Raw genomic sequence first — 19,375 nt, 5'->3', positions numbered from 1 at the left:
CTCCCGAGCGCGCCCCAGCCTCGGGCACGATCGTCGCCGAGGACAAGGCCGCGAGCACCCGGGAACGGGCAAGGAACCGGGAGCGCGTCGGTACGGCACCGGGCGGCTGCTCCGAGACCACCGCCCCGATAGCGCGGATCGTGTCCAACAGCTCAGCGTTGCCGCGCGGGTATTTCAGGTCGATCCCGCCGGCCAGTACCGCGATCGTGCTTCCACCCGTGCTCAGCGTGGTGCGGTGCGTCGCTGCCTCGATTCCATACGCTCCACCGGCGACGATCACCTTGTCTTCCTCGGCGAGACCTGCCGCGATCTCCCCGGCCACGAGGTTGCCGTAGGAGGTCGAGGCGCGGGAACCGGTGATCGTGACCAGATCAGAGACCGGACGCGACAGCAGCGAGGTCGCACCTTCAGCCCATAACAGGTACGGGGCACGCTCGCCCAGATCGGCCAGGCCGGCAGGCCAATCCCGGTCGCCGGGGATCAGGGGCGCGTACCTGCCATCGAGCAGGCGCGGCATCAGCTCATCGAAGTCCGCACCGTCGGAGGCAAGCCGTACCCGGTGCCGGAGTACCTCGGCTTCCTCGCGCCGCAGCTCGGGCATCGGCCCATCGGTGTCGAGCAGGCGGATCGTCTCGACGCCACCGACCCGGGCGAGCAACCGTCCGATCCGCGCATCCGCCGGTTCGGCGACGATCGACAGCATGACGCGGGCGGTGCGCTCATCGGAGGCGTAATCGGCCAGTGAAGCCATGATCGGGTGTCCTTCCACTTCTCGCGGGCACTACCGATCAGGTGCACCGCAGTACGGCAACCGCGAGGCCTTCCGCTTGTCGGAGGTCCGGCGTATCGTGGAAGGTGAAGCGGAGCTTCCCATCTGTAGGGCTCTTCGGGGCCGCCCCTTCCTGGGGCCACCACCAACACGCCGCTTCTCGACAGCGTTCGACGTGTTGAATGGAGGCCCGCAATGTTCCCCACCCCAGCCCCGGTCCGCCGCCACTGGCGACGGAGCAAGCGCACCGCTGAAGCCGTCTCCCCGGTTCGCCGGTTCCTTCCGACGAACCAGATCCGAGACGCCGTGATGACCCGCCGCGGCCTCAAATGGGGCGTGCCCGCGATGCTGCTCGCCGCCCCTTACATCCTGGCCATCAAGCTCCTCACGGACTTCATCGGGCAGGCCGGCCCCGGCTGGGGCTGGCTCCACCTCGTCGTGCTGCTGTGCGCGTACAACACCTGGAAGATGTTCTGGCTCGGACCCATCAGCCTCATCCACCTCGCCCGAGCCCGCCTGCACGACCACGCCGAACACCGCAAAGCAGCCCGTACAGCGCAGGTGGAGCACGAGCCGGCCCCCGTGATGGCAGGAGCAGCATCATGACCGCAGTGACCTACCGCCGCTGCGCGACCCAGAACCCGACCTGGCTGGAGAGCCAGGAAGCAGCCTGCCGCACGTACGCCCGCGAGCACGGCCTGACCATCACCGACACCTTCACCGACATCGGCCGCACCGGCAACGGACTCGCCGACCTACTCGAAGCCACCCAGAGCGACAGCGTGGACGCGGTAATCGTCAACGACCTCGCCCGACTCGGCACGAAGATCACCGACCACCTCACCACCGTGCAGCGACTCCACGACGCCGGAGTCGAGATCCACGTCGTCACCGAGCACGCGACGAGCCAGCGCGAGGGACGTCTGCTTGGCGTCATGCAGACCTGCGCCGAGGCCGAGTCCCGAGTCGTCGGCGACTCATCCCGGGAGGACTGAGTACGCGCAGGTTCGCGCTCGGAGGTGGGAGGTTCGCACTTCCCGCAGCCAACACGAAGCAGGACGAAGTGGGCATGGTCGCATCGCGTCCCGATGTCGGCGCGGATCGGTAGCCTCAGTGCCGTCCACGATAGACTGAGAGCCACAAATACTGAAACGAGATCGGGGAGGCAGGACATGGCGCGAGCAGACCTACTCCTCGACCTTGTCGAAGCGGAGCGCCGGGGTGATCGAGACCGCTTCCGAGTGCTGGTCGAGTCGGTCATCGCTGAGGAACGCGCCAACCAGCACCACTTGGTTGCCGACCGCCTCTCGGAACTTATCACGACGACCGGTCAGAGCCACGTGCGGGATGACCACTCGGCGGCCATCCGCGACTTGGTACAGGAGATCGTTCCGAGCCGTCGTCTGAGCGATATCGAGCTGGCGCAGGTGCCGCACCGAGTCTTGACGGAACTCGTTGAAGAGCAAAAGCGTGCTGAACTGCTGCGTAGTTACGGGATCGAGCCACGTAACCGTCTTCTGCTGTCCGGACCTCCCGGCAACGGTAAGACCAGCGTCGCTGAGGCCATCGCCGCCGAGCTTATGCTTCCGTTCTACGTCGTTCGGTATGAAGGCGTCGTTTCAAGCTTTCTCGGAGAGACCGCCGCCAGGCTCGACAATGCCTTCGAGTTCGCTCGCACTCGTCGATGCGTTCTATTCTTCGATGAGCTCGATACCATCGCCAAGGAGCGGTCTGACGAGCACGAGACCGGAGAGATCAAACGAGTTGTCTCCACATTGCTGCTCCAAGTCGACCGTCTCCCGGCGCATGTAATCTTTATCGGTGCTACCAACCACAGCGAACTGCTTGATCGCGCGGCATGGCGTCGATTCCAGATTCGTGCTGAACTCGACGCACCCAGCCGCACCCAAGCAACGCAGTTTCTTGAACGACTCGCTGCTCGTCTTGGCGGCGACCTTGGATTCGCCCCCCGCACGCTGGCGGATAAGCTCGCTGGAGCGAGCTACGCGGAGTTGGAAGAGTTCGCCCTCGATGTTCGTCGTCGCGCAATTCTGGAGCTCCCGGAAAACAATCTACGTCGGATAGTCCAGGAGCGACTTGAGCATCGGCGCGGTCAGGCAACCGGGTGACCGCGGAGCCTAGGCCGCTCCTGGCATTCGCACCGCCAGTCGTTGATGCTCGGCCCTCGCAACGTCGGCGCGACATGCCGCGCCTCTCTAAACCAGGCACGGGCCGCCAAAGCGCACGGCTCTCTCCCCAGTTCAGAGAGCTCACTTCCGCCTTTGATGCCGAGCGAGCACGCCTCGCCGAAACCGCTCCGGACGAAGTAGATCCTGCGTTGGTCGTCGTGTTCGATCTGGCGGGCACCGTACAGGACTTCCAGAACGCAATCGACAAGATCGACGGATTCGAGTTCTTGTCCCAGCTCCTGGGGGATCGCACCGATCCCGACGACGACTTCCACATGACCGAACGAGAGGCTGGTCGCACAGACAAGCCCGTACAACACTCTCTATACATGGTGATGTCGAGTGCTAAAGCGATCGATGAACTCCTGCGACTCTTCGCGCTGTGGCAAGCAGACCCGTCCGCTAAGTTCGAGCATGGACTCGGCAAGTTCAAGGATGCGTTCCATCAGCTGACTTCGATCAGACGATGGGGACCCGAGGACCGCATCCGAGAGACCGGCCTTCGCGAGCGTTGGCAAGAAACCCTCGACATGATTGGCCAGTCGGTCAGCACCGTAAGAGTCGAGGTGGAGCTTTGGTATCGGCGGGACTCCTCGCAACGAGCAGCGGCCGAGTCGCACGTGGAGCAGGTTATCGCCGCGGGTGGTGGTCGTATCCTGGATCGTTCACAGATCGGCGACATCACCTATCACGCTCTTCTTGCAGAGCTGCCGATCCAGCAGGTGCGGACGGTGCTCACTGATGGGGCCGCGGCAATCCGTTTGCTCACCACCGACGATGTGATGTTCGTCAGCCCGTTCACACCCATGACTGTTGCTCCGGCCGCCACAGACCCCGTGGCGGAGGTGCGGCTGCCCGCAGGCGAGCGTGTCGAAGGGTTGCCGCGGGTCGCACTCTTGGATGGGATGCCCTTCCAGAACCATGATGCGTTGACTGGCCGACTCATGATCGATGACCCAGAGGGCCTCGGCGACAACTACTCAAATGCTGCCCGTAACCACGGCACTGCAATGGCATCACTCATCATCCATGGCGATCTGTCGGTGCCTTCTGAGCCGCTAGATCGTCCACTTTACGTGCGACCAATCATGAGGCCGCACGAACTGTCCACGACCCATGAACAGGTCAATCCGGAGCGACTCTTCCCCGACCTGCTACACCGCGCGATTCGCCGCATCCAAGAGGGCGAAGGCGGTCGGGACGCCACTGCTCCCAGCGTCCGAATCGTCAATCTATCGATCGGAGCTCAGGCACGGGCCCTTGCCCGCCGGATGAGTCCTGTCGGTCGACTACTGGATTGGTTGGCGCACACCTACAACCTTCTCTTCATCGTCAGCGCTGGCAACCACACCGCCCCCATCACGATTCCCGCGACCTCGGCAAGCACGGTGGAGACGGCGCGACACGCGGCGACCCGGGCGGTCCACGAGAAGAGCATCCTCAAAGGAATCCTGCCTCCTGGCGATGCACTCAATGCTCTAACCATCGGCGCCACCCACGACGACGGGCTAGGCGACACAGAGACCTCCGACGCGGTATGGGACATCACCAATCCAGGAGCACCGGCCTACTACGGGGCAACGGGGCCTGGCGTTGATCGTTCTATCAAACCTGACCTCCACCACATCGGTGGGCGGGCGCTCTACGTCCGACCCGTCATCGTGCCTGGCCAGGACAAGGTGGACCTCGAACTAGCCCAGACCGCTCTGACCGGACCCGGACTTCAAGTTGCGGCACCTGGAAGGGGTGGAGCAACGAATCGCACGGTCTTCACCTTTGGCACTAGCAATGCCACGGCACTGGTCACGCGTGAAGCGAGCCGTCTGTTCGACATCCTTGAAGCTGGCCTTGACGGAAAAGTAGACTCGCCCCTGCCAGACCCGGAGTATCATCCACTCTTGGTACGAGCTCTTCTCACACACGCGAGCAGTTGGGGGGAATGGGAAGCTCGATTTCGCCGAGATCTCGGTATCCCTGGGCAGGATGCTCGCCGTAAGCTCTCAGCGATGCTCGGATACGGCAGACTCGATACCGCCCGTCTCGGAGCAGCCGCCACCAATCGTGCTGTGCTTATTGCCGGCGGCCGCATTGGCGGAGACCAACGACACACGTACGAGCTTCCGCTCCCGCCATCGCTCCGATCACGAGCGGCGTGGCATCGCTTCACCATCACGCTCGCGTACGCGGTACCTACGGTGGGACAGCTCACGCGCTACCGCGGAGCGAAGGTCTACTTCGACACCCCGGACACGAAGCTCGCGGCAGGAGATCGGATAGAAGGGGAGCACTTCACTGTGAGGCGTGGAAGCCTCCAACACGAACTCGTCCAAGGTTCACGAGCGATGACCTTCGGAGACGGCGACGCGTTCCCGATACACGTCGACTGCATGGACGATGCCCAGCATCTTCCCAAGAAGAAGAACGTACGCTACGCCCTCGTCGTTTCTGTCGAAACGGCTGCGGAAGTCTCGACTACCATTCATGACGAGGTTCGGGCCAGACTTCGCCAGCAGGCGCGCGAACGCGCCCAGGAGCGTGTGCGGAACTAGCAGAGAGCTCAGCGTGCTGTGCAGTATTCGAGGTTACGTAACTCGGAGAGCAACGGGCGAACCTTCCTTCCTCTTTGCGGATCCAGATCGGTTTCTTCTGTTTTTCCTCTACCGCTCCCGGCCGTGAGGATCGCGGAGCGCGACACCTGCACGGAGGAGATACGTGCGAACTGTGCTCGCGTTGAAGCCCACCTTGGCGCCGACCCGGGCCAGCGACTCGCCCTGCTCGTACCTGCGGCACATCTCCAGCACCTGCTCCGGTGACGGCTGCTCACCACGCAGTCGTACCCCCTCGGTCCCGCAGACGCTCACCGAGCCGCTGACGACTTACCCCCAGATCGCCCGCGATCAGCCGCAGGATCTCACCTGCCCTGTAACGGCGCTCTGCCTCGTCCAGCATCGCCTCCGTGAGACGCGGCACCGGCACGGCAGACGCTGCGAGAACTCCCGCGAAATCGCCGCTGGCCTGGGCCGACGCCGGATCATCCGGTGCGTGGCTATGACCCGTTGCAGGGGCGGGGCAAGGTTCGAGCACTGTCGCGCTACCTCCACTTTTGTCCTGAGTCGGGTCATCGTTGACAGATGAGTCGGTAGATGGATGACAGAAGGGTCTTGGAACTTTATGGTTCCGGGGCCCTTTTGTTGTGTCTGAGGGTGGGGATTCACTGATGGGATCACTGCGCTGCGTCGGCTGTGTCGTTCAGGACCGCAAATGCGATCACAACCCGTTTCCTGAAACCCACGGTCCTCAAACCCGGTCGAATATCGTCACGCGCTGTCCCACGGCGGGGAAAATTAGCTAGCCCCTCGCAATAGTTGACTATCGCGTCCACAAAACGAGTGGCATTTTCTGGTGAACCAGCCTCGCCGATGTAGCGGTGCAAATCCGACAGTTGGGCCACAGCTTCGTGCCGGAATACGACGCGGTGTTCCTTCATACTCCTGGGGTTCGCTTCGCTGAAAGATGAGCTCGAACCTCATCAGGAGTCAAGACATCCTCGGGGTTTGAGTGGAGCGCATCGTAAGTTTCTGCCACTTCGTTACGCAGCCATTCTTCGACTGCCTGGTCTCGGGCGAAGAGGGCGCGAAGACCATCCCGAATGACTTCACTTTCGCTCGCGTATGCCCCTGAATTCACACGATCCCTCAACGCGTCCGCCATCTCATTTGGCAGCGTGATGCTCAGTTGTCTCGTTGTGCGCATAATCGACCTCCAGATCTGAGTAGGACTAATTCCTACTCCAGCGCACCCTCACCATCTAGGTCCAAGGCCGCGAACGGACCCATTGACAATGGGCAGCCATGGGGTCACCGTTCATTCATGACACGCACCGCTCACGTACTGCTCATCGACCAGGTTGCCGATTGGAAAGCCGGTCACCTGCTGGCTGAGCTCAACACGGGCCGATTCATCGAAGAACCATGGAAGGTGGTCAGCGTTGCGGCATCGGATCAGCCTGTCTCGACCATGGGTGGACTGAGATGGCTGCCCGACATCACGATCGCTGACCTAGACCCAACCAAGAGTGACCTCTTGATCATGCCCGGCGGAGTGGGATGCAACCGGGGAGAGAGGAAACGTTTGTTGAATCTGCAAAACAGTTCCTGAACGCTGGCGTCCCCGTTGCCGCAATCTGCGGGGCAACGGAGGCATTGGCTCGTGCTGGCCTGCTCGACAACCGTCCTCACACTGCAGCCGCAAAGGAAGCTCTCGAAGCCACCGGCTACAAGGGCGGTGATCACTATCTTGATCAACGAGCCGTCGCAGCAGATGGACTCGTAACGGCCGGCCCGCAATCTCCGGTTCAGTTCGCTCGCGCGACGCTCGCCATGCTCGGACTAATGTCCGATGAAGTGCTCGAAGCCTACGAAGCTCTATTCCACCGCGGAGATCCGTCAGCATTCCCGGTGCTGATGTCCATCTAAACTCGGAGCGATCCAGCCGCTTCAATCGCAGAGGACCTCATGGCCCAGCACCGCATCTACACCACCAGCTTCGCCAGCGTGTACCCGCACTACGTCACCAAGGCGGAGCGCAAGAACCGCACTAAGGCAGACGTCGACCAGATCATCTGCTGGCTCACCGGCTACTCCCCCGAGCAGCTCCAGACCCAGCTCGGCAACGACGTCGATTTCCAGACCTTCTTCGCCGAAGCCCCGGCCATGAACACTAACCGCGCTCTCATCAAAGGCGTAGTCTGCGGTGTACGAGTTGAAGATGTTGAAGAACCCCTCATGCAGGAAATCCGTTACTTGGACAAGCTCATCGATGAGCTCGCCAAGGGCAAAGCAATGGAGAAGATCCTGCGCAGTTAGCTCAACCTGAATGAAGGGTCCGACCAATGACTACCGACCAGAACTGGCCTCCGATCGTCGACCGCGATACCTGGAACGATGCCCGTGCCGTCTTGCTTCAGCAAGAAAAAGCTCTCACCCGTATGAAGGACTCGATCAGCGCGGCTCGTCGGCGAATGCCGATGGTCGAGGTCAGGTCCGACTACGCCTTCGAAGGACCGGAAGGCACTGTCACCCTGCTTGACCTCTTCGACGGACGCCCTCAACTCATCGTGCAGCACTTCATGTTCGGTCCGGATTGGAAGGAATGGTGTGACGGCTGTTCGATGATGGCCGAGCACATCGGCCCCTTGTCCCACCTTCACGCGCGTCGAACCTCGTTCGTCCTTACCTCTCGCGCTCCCCTCGATCGGCTGTTGACCTTCCGCGACCGCATGGGGTGGAACCTCCCGTGGTATTCGACCGTTGGAGATCAGTTCAACCTTGATTTCGGGGCCACCGTCGACGGCGAAGAGCGACAAGCCGTCAGCGTATTTCTCCGGAAGGGTGACCGAGTCTTCCACACCTGGTCCACCCAGGGGCGCGGGGAAGAAACGTTCATGCAAGTCTTCGACCTGCTCGACCTGACCCCGTACGGCCGCCAAGAGGATTGGGAAAACTCCCCGGCTGGCACGCCACAGGAACCGACCTACTCGTGGATGCGGCTCAGCGACAGCTACTGAGCCCGAATGACACGGCCCGGAGCCTCACGACCCAACACCACCTCAGGTCATGAGATCCGCAAACCGACCCAGAGCTTCCTCCCCAGAGAGCTCTCCGGGCAGCAACGGCAGCTCGTCCATGGGCAATCCCGTCAACGTGGACGGCATCAATTCCAACGTGGAATCCTCCAGAGCGCGCCGTTCGGCCAGGAACGATCCCGCGTCAGACGGCGAGCGCCGGTTCACCACTAGGCCACCGACATCCACGCCGGAAGCGACGAGCTGCTCATACAACTGTGCTGATTCCAGCACCGGCATCCGTTCAGCGTTCAACACGATGACGAACGACACCAAAGATGAATCGCGCAGAGTGTCCCGCAGCGTCTCGAAACGAGACTGCCGCCGCAACAGGATCCTGCGGATCCGCAGGTCCCGCTCAATCAACGGATCCTGGCCTCGGCTCTCCACCAGGTGTTCCCGGTTGGCGTCGTGTTCCAGTCCACGCACGGCCGCGGCGAACTTCTCCGACTTCTGCCGGTTCCGCAGCAACCCCTCGACCCAGGAGTTCATGATCTCCGGCAGCGCCATCAACCGCGCTGTGTGCCCTGACGGGGCCGTATCGAACACCACCAAGTCGAAATCGCGCAGTCCAAGGACCAGAAGGTCCGCGATCCGTTCCAGGATCGCGGCCTCATGTGTTCCCGGGGCCTGCCGGGACAGCTCCAGATGACGAGACACCTCCCCCCGCAGGTTCTCCGGCATCACCGAGTAAAGGGTCTCCCCCACGGCAGCCAGGTGTTCCTCAACGGCGGCATCCGGATCAATCTCCGTCCCGTAGAGATTCTCCCGCAGCTCCACGATGTCCGAACCAATGGACCGTTGCCAGAGATGCCCCAGGTTGTGCGCCGGGTCGGTAGACACGATCAGAACTCGACGGCCGGCGCGGGCGGCCGCAAGCGCCGTCGTCGAGGCCACGGACGTCTTACCCACCCCACCTTTGCCACCGAAGAACAAGGCGCGGCGTGATTGTGCGAGATTCAGCAGCATGAGATCTCATTCAGGGGCGAGCGTTCCATGCCCATGCGCGTGTGCCATTCATGGAAGTTTTCATAGACCACGGGGAGCAGCTCCAAGGTGTAGTAGCTCGCGGGATTGGGCAGCCCGAGCGCTTCGGAGAGCACGAGCATCATGAACAGGTCGTCCTGATCGCGCTTGGCGCGTTGGAACGAGCGTCGATATGGGGCCGCGTAAAAGTCCTGCAGCCCCGCCGAAAACCGGCGGCCCAGTTCGAACAACCGGGACCGCCCCGGCCGCTCCTGCTCACGAGAGGCAGGAACGGAACCGGGGCGGGCGGCGTCGTGCGGGTTATCGGCGTTCTGCACCCGCGGGCTCCTCAGCCAACTGGGGATCGTCCGTGAGATCCGGACCTTCCTTTCGGGCCTTGCCGATGGCCATGGCGGCCTCGAAGATCACCCAGATCGCGGCGACCAGGATGATCACGTCCAGCACCACGAGCAGCCAGTTGCCGGCCGCATAGAACTGGCCCAGTTGCACGATGAGCGCGTACACGGTCATGATCAGCACGAACACCAAGGGGATCACCACGGGCAGGATGGTGCGGCGCAGGCGTACGAGCATGACCGTGATGATGGCCAGAGTGAGCGCGGCCATCAGCTGGTTGGTGGTACCGAACAGCGGCCAGATGACCATGCCGCCGGCGCCGGAGCCGGTGATGTCCGCGCCGAACGCCAGGCCCATGCCGCAGACCAGCACGATGATGGTGGCGACCACGGTGTTGACCTTGAACTTCATGAGGCCGCCGATTTCCTCGACCACGTAGCGCTGCAATCGCACGCCGGTGTCCATGGTGGTTGCCGCGAACAGCACCGCCATGGTCGCGAGAACCGTGGCCGACAGGGACTCGGGAAGCCCAATTCCGTTGTTCAGGATGGATCCGCCCGCATCCACGAAGCGACGACGCCGCCCTGGTTGAACGCGGAGTAGGTCTCCTCCCAGCTCGCGAGCGATTCGAAGCCCGCGGTGACAGCGATGATCGTACCGAGCGCCAGCAAGCCCTCGCCCACCGCGCCGAAGTAGCCGACGAAGCGAGCGTCGGTTTCCTTGTCCAACTGCTTGGAGGACGTACCCGAGGCGACCATGCCGTGGAAACCGGAGATGGCACCACATGCGATGGTCACGAACAGCAGCGGAACGATGCTCGGGGTGTCCGGCGGAAGGTTGTTGTTGTAGGCCGGTGCCACGATCGTGGGGTTGGACAACAGGATCGCGCCGTAGAGCAGGCCCAGACCGATGAACAGCTGCAGGCCGTTGATGTAGTCACGCGGCTGCAGCAGCATCCATACCGGCAGCATGGAGGCGATGCCCGCATAAACGAAGAGGATCAGGACCCAGAACGCCCCGGCGGACATGCCCATGATGGTGTCCGGTAGCGAGATGGGGAAACGATCGCCCACCAGGATCAGTGCGTACAGCGCCACGACGCCCACGATGGAGACGAGCACCAGGTTCCACTTCAACTTGTAGATCGCCTGCCCGATGAGCAGGGCCACGACAATCGCGCCCCATACCGGGATCACGGAGGTCGGCTGGCTGACCAGCAAGTTGGAGATCACCGTGGCGAAGGCCGCGTTGACCATCAGGAGCAACAGGAAGATCACGACCAGGAACAAATTGCGACCGCGGTTACCGATGTAGCGCCCGGACAGCGTGCCGATTGACTGTCCCTTGTTCCGGATGGAGGCCCACAGTGCGCCTAGGTCATGCATGCCCGCGAAGAACACGGTACCGAGCGTGACCCACAGGAAGGCCGGAGCCCAACCCCAGATCACGGCCACGGCCGGCCCGACAATGGGTGCCGCACCGGCCACGGACGTGAAGTGGTGGCCCCACAACACGTACTTATTGGTCGGGACGAAGTCCACGCCGTCCTGGAACTCATGGGCGGGGGTGACGTTGGCGTCGTTGAGGCGGTAGAGCTTTCCGCCGATGAACTTGGAGTACAAAAGGTACCCGGCAAGGATGATGGCTAAGCCGATCAGTGTCAGAACTATGGAGTTCATGTCAGCAAGCCCTTCTGCAGGGACCTGGTTCGCACGAACGGCGCTGTCCCGGCTGTCGTGTGTCTAATGGGGAAGATGTGCCGGGCCGCTGGATCGAGCGGCTTACGCAATCCCCCATAGTCTAAACACCTGTGAGGTGCCTAACACATTGGTGCAGGCTTGCTGGTGTGTCGTCAACACTCGAGGACCACGCGCCCGCCGTTACCGTGGACCCATGAAAATCCTCGTGACCGGGTTCGAGCCCTTCGGCCAAGACACCGAAAACTCCAGTGGCATGGTGGTCGAGCGATTGCGCAAGCTCGATTGGGGTCCCGGATTCGGTGTCGTCACTGCGATCCTCCCCGTCACCTGGGCTGGCTCGGTGCCCACACTCCTGGAGGCGATCGAAACTCACCAGCCGCACGCCGTCGTCGCCCTGGGTGAGGCCGGTGGCCGCGCCGTCGTGACGCCCGAGCGACGCGCCAGGAACCTCGGTCACGGCAGGATTCCCGATAACGACGACGCCGCGCGGCCGCCTTCCCCGCTCGACGACGGTCCCGAATGGCTCGAGTCGCGCATCGACCCCGAGTCTTTGATCAAGGCGATCAGGTCGGTGAACGTCCCCGCAGCGATCTCCGATGACGCCGGCGCCTTTCTCTGCAACGCGGTCTACCGCGCTCTGCTCAGTGAGACCGATTTGCCCGGGGCGTTCATTCACGTACCCGCGGTACGAACGCGAGGAACCGCCACGGTGGGCCAAGAGACTGACCCGGGCGCGGCGGCGTCGTCATCGGAACTGTCGATCGACCAGCTGACCGAGGCCATCGCGGCGAGCGTTTCTGCAGTCGCGGCGGACCTTATGCCTTCTATCTGACGGGATCGTTGCTCACCGCGGTCTGGCCGTTATTGGAATGCGCGGAACCCGAGGTTGCCATGCCCTGCGGCATGTAGTCCTTCTTCCGGGACGAAATCAGGGCGTTGATCCAACGGGCGCTGGGGTCTGCGTCAACCAGGAGCGCTTTGAGGAAAAGTGTCGCCGGCAATGCGACTAGCGCGCCAAGCCAGCCCAGAATCATGTACCAGAACATCAGCGACAAGAAGGACATGGTGGGCGTGACCCCCACGGACTCGCCCGTGAACTTGGGCTGGATCACCGACTGCACGGTGAAGTTCAGCACGCTGTAGGCGGCAACCACGGCGAGCATCGCGACCCAGCCGTCGTCCAGTAGGGCCAGGATGGCCGGCGGAATCATGCCGAGCACCAGGCCGATGTTCGGAATGTAGTTGGTGATGAACGCCAGAATCCCCCAGACCCAGATCAGCTGCACACCAATGATCTGCAGCGCCAGCACGTCCAGGAGCGCAACGATCAGACCGAAGACCGTGGTCACCACCCAGTAGCGGCGCACACCCTGGGCGAAATCGACCATGCTCCGGCGACATGCGGACGGTCTTCGGCCAGCCGAGTCAGTCTGCGTCCCGTGGTGGCCGAGTCCATACTCAGGAAGAACACCCCCATGACCAGCGTGGCAAGCAGCCCCATGATCGCTGAGACATTACTCAGGATCGGTGTCACCAGACTCATGATGTTGCCTGCGGTCACCCCCTGGAGGCTCGACTCGACCATGTCCGTCGAAATCCCGAGGGCGGCCAACGCCCCGATGGACTCGTCGACCAGTCGCGAAAATTCGTCCTGATAATGGGGCAGCTCGTTGACCAACTCGGCGACGGACCACGCACCCATTGCCACGAACAGGACCAGCACGCCGAGCACCACGATGAGCGCTAGTGCGGCGGCTGCATAGCGGGGCATTCGCCGGGACAGCCACCGCTGCAGCGGATACACCACAATCAACAGGTTCAGTCCCAGAAAAATCGGCGCCACGATGTCCTGCGCGCCCTGCAGTCCGGCAAGCAAGATCAGCAAGCCAGCGATGCCCACGGTAATTGCGAGAAAGCGCGGCACGTGCACCGAATGGGCGGGTGCATTGACGGGCGTTGGTGTCTCATCGGGTTGTTGCAGTTCGGAGGGGTTTTTGCCGTCTGTCCGGAGCACTTCGTCCGTCGACAGATCCTGCCCATCCACGCCACCACCCGGGCCAGGATTTTCGACGCCGCCAGCAAGCTCACCCGGTTTCTCAGGCTCTCCTTCCGCTCGCTCCACCTCCCGGGGCAGCGTGGCATCCTCGAATCGTTCGTGACTCGTCGAGCCCATGCAGCAAACCCTCACTCATCCGCGTCGGTAATCTGCTGCAGTTTAGGAAACGAGGGCATCCCCTAGGTGAACTCGGGACCACATCGAAGACAACGGGGAATCGTCCCGCCCTATCCATTGCTCTAGACGGGAAACCGGCGTTCCAGTCGAGTCGCCACCTTGTCCGCGGTGCCCACGCGATAACCAAGGGTGTGCACCGTGATCACGCGCTGTGCCGCGTCATCCACCCCCACGAAGGCCCCTTGATCACGGTTGTGCCCGTTGTGCCACCACAGGGTGGGCGACTTCTCCCACCCGGGTGGTCTGCCGCCAGGCAAGTGCCGACGCCGCGCAGCAAGCATGTACTTCTCCAGCTCGTCGAAAGTACTCAGAATGCCTCCGGCACCTATGAACGGTCCGGTGTCGACCCACGTACTTCGAACCTGGCCCGCCCAGTTATGAAGTACCGGAACGCGGTCGGACCTATCGGCAGTGGTAGCCACATCCGTCACTCCATACGGGGCCAGTACGTGCTTGCGAACCAAATCCCACCAGCCTCGCCCGCGGCTCGCTCGAGCAAGCGGGTAAGCACGGCGTACCCCAGGTTGGAGTAGGCACGGGTTCCTATGCGTCCGGTGTGCTCCAAGGACAACCGGGGCACTGTGACCTCATCGAAGTAGGCGGGTGTGTACTTCGCGAAGGGATCTCGCCACTCGCCATCCCTCAGCCTTAGATCCGAGGGCATGCTCGGGAGCCCCGATGTGTGAGTGATGAGAGACTCCACGCTCACCCACTGTGGGAGGCGAGCGTCAGGAAGATATCGAGTGACTGGAGCGCTCAGATCCACGACACCCTGATCCGCTAGTAGATGGGCGAGCGTCGCAGTGACGGTCTTCGTGATCGACCCCCACTCCAGGAGTGTTTCCGGTCGGTGAAGCGGCCCAAACTTCTCAACCACCACGCGTTCACCCTCACGCAAACGGAAGGACAAACTGCGTTCTCTTGTGAGCAGGCTCATAGTTCTCCCACGTCAAAAATACTCACTAGTAATTTCTCTGGTGACCTGTAAGAACGGAAATAGTCCTCAACTGTCACCCGGAGCTTAATCAAATCGTTAGGTATTCCGATTGCAAATCCTTGATTAAGGCAGTTACGTTTAAGGCACAAATGAACCAGCAGGGGGATGCTGGAGATCCACCACGCGCGACAGCATGACGCGCCGCCCGTACGGTCGGGGGACCTGATCGGGCAACTTCATGACACTAGGCTGCCACCTTTTCCAGTGCGCAGCCTTCGCTCCCCTTGCGTTACAAGGTTCTCTATTTGGGGGAGCTTTTCAATGGAACGTCTTCTAAAAAAAGATGCGTCTCAAAATTCTGAAAAAATACTAGATATAGCGTCTGACCGGGCTGTTTACCCCGTTGAGACACCACCTGAGCCGCGCACATTCGTGGACATCGTTCTGGACACCGTTGCCCAGTACCCGGATGCCATTGCTCTGGAAGACGAGCAGGAGCGCGTGCCCTACGGCGAGCTTGAAGCTCGTATCGAAACACATGTGCAGCGCCTGTGGGACATCGGCGTGGGTCGTGGAGACCGCGTGGGTATCCGCGTGCCTTCCGGTGGCGCCGACCTGTACGTTGCCATTCTCGCCACGCTGTTCGCGGGTGCCGCATATGTACCGGTCGATTGGGACGACCCGGATGAGCGCGCCAACACGGTGTGGGAAGAAGCCGGCGTGGCCGCGATCTTCGGCCGTGACCTTGAGCTGACCCGTGTGGAGAGCATTGAGACCACCGGGGACACCGAACCGCCCCGCACCCAGGACGATGCCTGGATTATTTTCACCTCCGGCTCCACCGGTAAACCCAAGGGCGTAGCGATCACCCATCGTTCCGCTGCGGCACTGGTCGATGCAGAGGCCAAGATGTACCTGCAGAAGCGCCCCATGGGCCCGGGCGACCGCGTCATGGCCGGCCTTTCGGTCGCCTTCGACGCGTCCTGCGAAGAGATGTGGCTGGCTTGGCGTTACGGCGCCACGCTGGTACCGGCCCCGCGCGACGTCGTTCGGTCCGGTCCTGATCTTGGCCGGTGGATCATCAACCACCGCATCACCGCTGTCTCCACCGTGCCCACGCTGGCATCGCTGTGGCCCAGCGAAGCCCTGGACACCGTACGACTCTTGATTTTCGGCGGCGAAGCATGCCCGCTGGAACTCACCCAGCGCCTGGTCCGTCCCGGACGCGAGGTCTGGAACACCTACGGCCCCACCGAGGCGACCGTGATTGGCTCCGGCGCAATCCTCACCGGTGAGGCACCTATCCGGATCGGTCTCCCCGTTCCCGGATGGCAACTGGCCGTGGTCGACACCGAAGGCCAGCCAGTGGCCTGGGGCGAAACAGGCGAACTGATCATCGGCGGCGTCGGCCTTGGTCGCTATCTGGACCCCGCCAAGGACGCCGAGAAGTACGCGTCGCTGCCCTCCCTAGGTTGGGAACGCGCCTACCGCACCGGAGACATGGTCAAGGCGGACCAGGAAGGCCTCGTCTTTGCCGGTCGCGTCGACGATCAGGTTAAGATCTCCGGCCGCCGCATGGAACTCGGCGAGATCGACGACTACATGAGCTCCGTTCCCGGCGTTCGCGTGGGCGCGTGCGCCGTGCACCCCACGCCCGGTGGCGACAACATCATTGCCGGATACCTGGTGCCCGATTTCGAAGGCTCTGTTGACCTTGTAGCCGTGCGAGCGTGGCTCTCGGAGAGGCTGCCGGGCCAGATGGTGCCCGCCCTGTGCCTCATGGATGAGCTGCCATTGAAGACCTCGGGCAAGGTGGACCGCAAGGCTCTGCCCTGGCCCATGCCGACCGACGGTCTCGATCAGAAGCCCTCGCTGGACCATGACCTCGAATGGCTCGCGGAGCTGTGGGCGGATCAGCTCGGTCCGCTCCCCTTCACCGCGGAGAGCGATTTCTTCGCGATGGGCGGTAGCTCCGTGGGTGTGGCCCGGTTGGTCTCGGCCCTGCGCCAGTCCCACCCGGACACCGAGATCGCCCGGATCTATGCCGACCCGACCCTGCGCGGCATGGCCAACTACCTGGAGACCCTCGAGGCATCGCAGGACTCCAAGCGCGAACCCGCACCGCTGCCCACCTGGACCGGTTGGGTACAGGGCGCGTTCCTGGCCGCGCTGTGCGTGGCCAACGGGCTGCGCTACGTAGTGGGTTCGCTCATCGTCGTGTGGATCCTCGCGGTGATCGTGGGTGCCGGTTGGGTGCCCACTCCCCCGCTGGTGCCGCTCATCATCGGCTGGCTCGTGATGTTCTCACTGCCCGGTCGCGTGCTCGTGGGTGCTGCCTTCGTGCGACTGCTGACCGCCGGGCTCAAACCCGGTCACTATCCACGCGGCAAGTGGAATCACCTGCGCGTGTGGGCTGCCGAGCGCATTGTCGTGTTCAACAAGTACGAGGTCCTGCTGGGCACACCCATGGCCCGCACTCTCCACCGTCTCTTTGGTAACAAGGTGGGCCGCGACGCCCACCTGCACCACATGCCGCCCGTGACCGGTCTGGTCTCGATCGGCGAAGGTGCCACCGTTGAGTTCGAGGCTGACCTCGCCGGCTACTGGCTCGACGGCGACACCTTCCACGTGGGAGCCATCGACATCGGCGCGAATTCACGCGTTGGCACTCGCACGCTCGTCGATCCCGGTGCCCGCGTGGGCGTGGCAGCGGAAGTCCTGCCCGGCTCACACGTGACCGGCACCGTTCCCGACGGCGAATTGTGGGGCGGCTCGCCCATGTACCACCGCGGAGCCTCCGCGCAGACCTGGCCGGACGTCGCTCCGGACGCCGTGGCCGGACTGCCACCTGGGGCAAGATCAAATCCCACCTGGCTTACACGGGTGGGGTGGCCATCATCGGTCTGCTGCCGATCCTGGCGATCATTCCGGGCGCATTGCTGATCCTTCCGCAGGTCATCGGCATTCAGTTCTACGAATTGGTCATCCCGATCCTGGCCCTGTGGGTGCCGCTGTTCGTCATCATCACTGCCGCCGTGTGGTTGTTGCTCGTGGTGGGATGCGTGCGCCTGGTCGCGGGCATGATCACTCCGGGATACTTCCCGCAGAACGGCCCGGTCGGTTGGGCCACGTGTTCACGGAGACCTTGATGCAGCGCACGCTGATCTCCACCTACCCGATCTACGCGTCCTGTGTGACTCCGTTGTTCCTCCGCCTGCTGGGTGCTCGCGTTGGTCAATCAGTGGAGATCTCCACCGCTGAGACCATTCCGCACCTGACCTCGCTCAAGGACGGTGCGTTCCTGGCGGATCACTCACTCGTGGCCTCGCACCGTTCCGGCTTCGGATGGGTACATTTGGGGACGTCCGTGATCGGCGAGCGTACGTTCGTGGGCAACTCCGCGATCGTGGGACCGGACCGCGACCTCCCCGAGGACGCACTAGTAGCTGTGCTCAGCTCCGCGCCTCACAAAGCGCCGGTCGGTTCCTCGTGGCTCGGCCGCCGTGCGCAGCCCATTGCCCGCGCTCACACCGAAGCCGACGAGTCTGCAACCTTCCGCCCGCCCCGCCGTCTCCAGGCAGCACGCGGATTCGTGGAAGCGTTCCGCATGGTCCCGGCCATGGTCTCCGCATGGATCGACCTGATGATCGTGTACGCGCTGACCAGCATCTACATGGCCCACGGGATGGGAATGCAGGGGTTGCTCTACACCGCCTTGTGGTCCGGCGCGGTCCTGCTGGCCGCCAGTACGTTGGCGTGCTTGGTCCCCGTGATCGTCAAGTGGGCCCTCATGGGCCGTTTCCGCACCGGCGAGCGCCCGCTGTTCAGCTCGTTCGTGTGGCGTAACGAGTTGGCGGATGTCTTCTCCGAGTCCCTCGCAGTGCCGTCCCTGATTCGCCTCAGTGTGGGCTCCCCGCTGTTCAATGCGTGGACCCGCCTCATGGGTGCTCGTGTGGAACGCGGCGTGTGGTGCGAAACCTGGTGGCTGCCCGAGTTCGACCTGGTCACCTTGGAAGAGGGCGTGTCCGTCAATCGCGGCACCGTGCTCCAGACCCACCTGTTCCACGACCGCATCATGCGTCTGGAACCGGTCACGATGCGTCGCGGTTCCACGTTGGGCCCCAACAGCTTTGTGCTGCCGGGCGCCACGATCGAAGAAAACTCCACGGTGGGTCCCGGGTCCTTGGTCATGCGCCAGGAAACGGTGCCGGCCAACGGCAACTGGGGCGGTAACCCCATCCGACATCTGGAGCCTGGCGACCATGTCATCAACGCCCAGGTCATTCCCGGACCGCCAGTCGCGAAACACGATCACCCCATCCTGTCCGTTGCCCCCACCAAGACATCGCAGACGGTCTCGAGTGCAACGCCTGAGGAGGCCACCCGATGAACGAACAACAAGTGGATGAAATAGCCGAAGGCGATCTCGCACCCGGCGAGCGGCCCCGCCCCGGTCAACGTCCTCAACGTGAAGTGTGGACCGGGGGTTCCTCCAAGGGTGGAGCCTCCACCGAGGACGACCACTGGAGCGAAAACGCCCCGGTCATCACCGCGCCGCCGCGCGCCATGCTCCGTCGCCACGTCAGGCCGCCGCGACACGC

General features: G+C 62.9%; 19 protein-coding genes and 3 pseudogenes. 12 read left to right on the top strand and 10 right to left on the bottom strand.

Going from position 1 to position 19,375, the window contains the following annotated elements; translation table 11 throughout:
- The coding region (locus YO9_RS0114070; RefSeq protein WP_016998063.1) for a DNA-processing protein DprA at nucleotides 1–751 on the bottom strand (751 nt) is incomplete at its 3' end.
- A 213-nt stretch (nucleotides 752–964) separates the two neighbouring features.
- On the opposite strand from YO9_RS0114070, the gene YO9_RS0114065 reads away from it, so the two are divergent.
- The 4 genes from YO9_RS0114065 (at nucleotide 965) to YO9_RS0114050 (ending at nucleotide 5,507) form a co-directional block, all read left to right on the top strand.
- Nucleotides 965–1,375 (top strand): hypothetical protein, encoded by a 411-nt coding sequence (locus tag YO9_RS0114065; protein ID WP_016998062.1) that lies wholly within the window; start codon nucleotides 965–967, stop codon nucleotides 1,373–1,375.
- A complete protein-coding gene (locus tag YO9_RS0114060) occupies nucleotides 1,372–1,764 on the top strand; it encodes a recombinase family protein (protein WP_016998061.1) in 393 nt (130 codons plus the stop codon). Before YO9_RS0114065 ends, YO9_RS0114060 begins: the two co-directional genes overlap by 4 nt.
- Before the next feature lie 177 nt (nucleotides 1,765–1,941).
- The gene (locus YO9_RS0114055) at nucleotides 1,942–2,898 is read left to right on the top strand and encodes an AAA family ATPase (protein WP_031273379.1); all 957 of its coding nucleotides are present in this window, start codon (nucleotides 1,942–1,944) and stop codon (nucleotides 2,896–2,898) included.
- Between the two features lie 74 nt (nucleotides 2,899–2,972).
- A complete protein-coding gene (locus tag YO9_RS0114050; protein WP_223286612.1) occupies nucleotides 2,973–5,507 on the top strand; it encodes a S8 family peptidase in 2,535 nt (844 codons plus the stop codon).
- Nucleotides 5,508–6,181: 674 nt separating this feature from the next.
- Here YO9_RS0114050 and YO9_RS21760 read toward each other — a convergent pair.
- Nucleotides 6,182–6,445: a type II toxin-antitoxin system RelE/ParE family toxin gene (locus YO9_RS21760; protein ID WP_223286611.1), complete on the bottom strand. Its 264-nt coding sequence runs from the start codon at nucleotides 6,443–6,445 to the stop codon at nucleotides 6,182–6,184.
- On the bottom strand, nucleotides 6,442–6,711 hold the full coding sequence (locus YO9_RS18855) for a ribbon-helix-helix domain-containing protein (protein WP_223286610.1): 270 nt from the start codon (nucleotides 6,709–6,711) through the stop codon (nucleotides 6,442–6,444). The genes YO9_RS21760 and YO9_RS18855 overlap by 4 nt, the downstream gene beginning before the upstream one ends.
- Before the next feature lie 117 nt (nucleotides 6,712–6,828).
- Here YO9_RS18855 and YO9_RS0114035 point away from each other — a divergent pair.
- The 3 genes and pseudogenes from YO9_RS0114035 (at nucleotide 6,829) to YO9_RS0114025 (ending at nucleotide 8,524) form a co-directional block, all read left to right on the top strand.
- A pseudogene (locus YO9_RS0114035) lies at nucleotides 6,829–7,433 on the top strand (DJ-1/PfpI family protein).
- Nucleotides 7,434–7,472: 39 nt separating this feature from the next.
- Complete coding sequence (locus tag YO9_RS0114030; protein ID WP_016998054.1) at nucleotides 7,473–7,823, top strand: DUF2200 domain-containing protein; 351 nt, start codon at nucleotides 7,473–7,475, stop codon at nucleotides 7,821–7,823.
- 26 nt (nucleotides 7,824–7,849) lie between these two features.
- Nucleotides 7,850–8,524 carry a DUF899 domain-containing protein gene (locus YO9_RS0114025; RefSeq protein ID WP_016998053.1) on the top strand — a complete coding sequence of 225 codons (675 nt, stop codon included), beginning with the start codon at nucleotides 7,850–7,852 and terminating at the stop codon, nucleotides 8,522–8,524.
- A gap of 42 nt (nucleotides 8,525–8,566) precedes the next feature.
- Here YO9_RS0114025 and YO9_RS0114020 read toward each other — a convergent pair whose 3' ends face one another.
- The 3 genes and pseudogenes from YO9_RS0114020 to YO9_RS0114010 form a co-directional block, all read right to left on the bottom strand.
- Nucleotides 8,567–9,550, bottom strand: coding sequence for an ArsA family ATPase (locus YO9_RS0114020; RefSeq protein ID WP_016998052.1), 984 nt, complete (start codon nucleotides 9,548–9,550; stop codon nucleotides 8,567–8,569).
- Nucleotides 9,541–9,885 (bottom strand): cory-CC-star protein, encoded by a 345-nt coding sequence (locus tag YO9_RS0114015; RefSeq protein ID WP_016998051.1) that lies wholly within the window; start codon nucleotides 9,883–9,885, stop codon nucleotides 9,541–9,543. Before YO9_RS0114015 ends, YO9_RS0114020 begins: the two co-directional genes overlap by 10 nt.
- Nucleotides 9,869–11,583: pseudogene (locus tag YO9_RS0114010) on the bottom strand (carbon starvation CstA family protein). Before YO9_RS0114010 ends, YO9_RS0114015 begins: the two are co-directional and overlap by 17 nt.
- A 214-nt stretch (nucleotides 11,584–11,797) precedes the next feature.
- Between YO9_RS0114010 and YO9_RS0114005 the strand changes: the two are divergent.
- On the top strand, nucleotides 11,798–12,436 hold the full coding sequence (locus YO9_RS0114005) for a pyroglutamyl-peptidase I (protein WP_016998050.1): 639 nt from the start codon (nucleotides 11,798–11,800) through the stop codon (nucleotides 12,434–12,436).
- Here the strand turns inward: YO9_RS0114005 and YO9_RS20195 are convergent.
- The 4 genes from YO9_RS20195 to YO9_RS21030 all read right to left on the bottom strand — a co-directional run bounded on the left by YO9_RS20195 (nucleotide 12,429) and on the right by YO9_RS21030 (nucleotide 14,774).
- A complete protein-coding gene (locus tag YO9_RS20195) occupies nucleotides 12,429–12,992 on the bottom strand; it encodes an AI-2E family transporter (protein WP_262925705.1) in 564 nt (187 codons plus the stop codon). The two genes, YO9_RS0114005 and YO9_RS20195, sit on opposite strands and share 8 nt — an antisense overlap.
- On the bottom strand, nucleotides 12,950–13,648 hold the full coding sequence (locus YO9_RS20190) for an AI-2E family transporter (RefSeq protein WP_262925704.1): 699 nt from the start codon (nucleotides 13,646–13,648) through the stop codon (nucleotides 12,950–12,952). Before YO9_RS20190 ends, YO9_RS20195 begins: the two co-directional genes overlap by 43 nt.
- Nucleotides 13,649–13,899: 251 nt before the next feature.
- Complete coding sequence (locus YO9_RS21035) at nucleotides 13,900–14,259, bottom strand: hypothetical protein (RefSeq protein WP_016998049.1); 360 nt, start codon at nucleotides 14,257–14,259, stop codon at nucleotides 13,900–13,902.
- Nucleotides 14,260–14,264: 5 nt separating this feature from the next.
- Nucleotides 14,265–14,774, bottom strand: a complete 510-nt coding sequence (locus tag YO9_RS21030) for a serine hydrolase domain-containing protein (RefSeq protein WP_317259840.1) — start codon at nucleotides 14,772–14,774, stop codon at nucleotides 14,265–14,267.
- A 432-nt stretch (nucleotides 14,775–15,206) separates the two neighbouring features.
- Here YO9_RS21030 and YO9_RS18845 point away from each other — a divergent pair, with 432 nt between their 5' ends.
- The 4 genes and pseudogenes from YO9_RS18845 to YO9_RS18830 all read left to right on the top strand — a co-directional run.
- Entirely contained in the window at nucleotides 15,207–17,717 is a 2,511-nt protein-coding gene (locus YO9_RS18845; protein WP_223286609.1) for a non-ribosomal peptide synthetase, read from the top strand.
- Nucleotides 17,663–17,923, top strand: a complete 261-nt coding sequence (locus YO9_RS18840) for a hypothetical protein (protein WP_223286608.1) — start codon at nucleotides 17,663–17,665, stop codon at nucleotides 17,921–17,923. The genes YO9_RS18845 and YO9_RS18840 overlap by 55 nt, the downstream gene beginning before the upstream one ends.
- Nucleotides 17,923–19,164 (top strand): hypothetical protein, encoded by a 1,242-nt coding sequence (locus YO9_RS18835; protein ID WP_223286607.1) that lies wholly within the window; start codon nucleotides 17,923–17,925, stop codon nucleotides 19,162–19,164. The genes YO9_RS18840 and YO9_RS18835 overlap by 1 nt, the downstream gene beginning before the upstream one ends.
- Nucleotides 19,161–19,375: pseudogene (locus tag YO9_RS18830) on the top strand (hypothetical protein); the annotation flags it as partial. The gene YO9_RS18835 and the pseudogene YO9_RS18830, both read left to right, overlap by 4 nt.

It is taken from the genome of Kocuria atrinae C3-8 (assembly GCF_000286355.1).
Taxonomy (GTDB): domain Bacteria; phylum Actinomycetota; class Actinomycetes; order Actinomycetales; family Micrococcaceae; genus Kocuria; species Kocuria atrinae_A.
The sequence above is the reverse complement of the archived record's forward strand: the minus strand, read 5'-3'. Positions and strand labels throughout refer to the sequence as shown.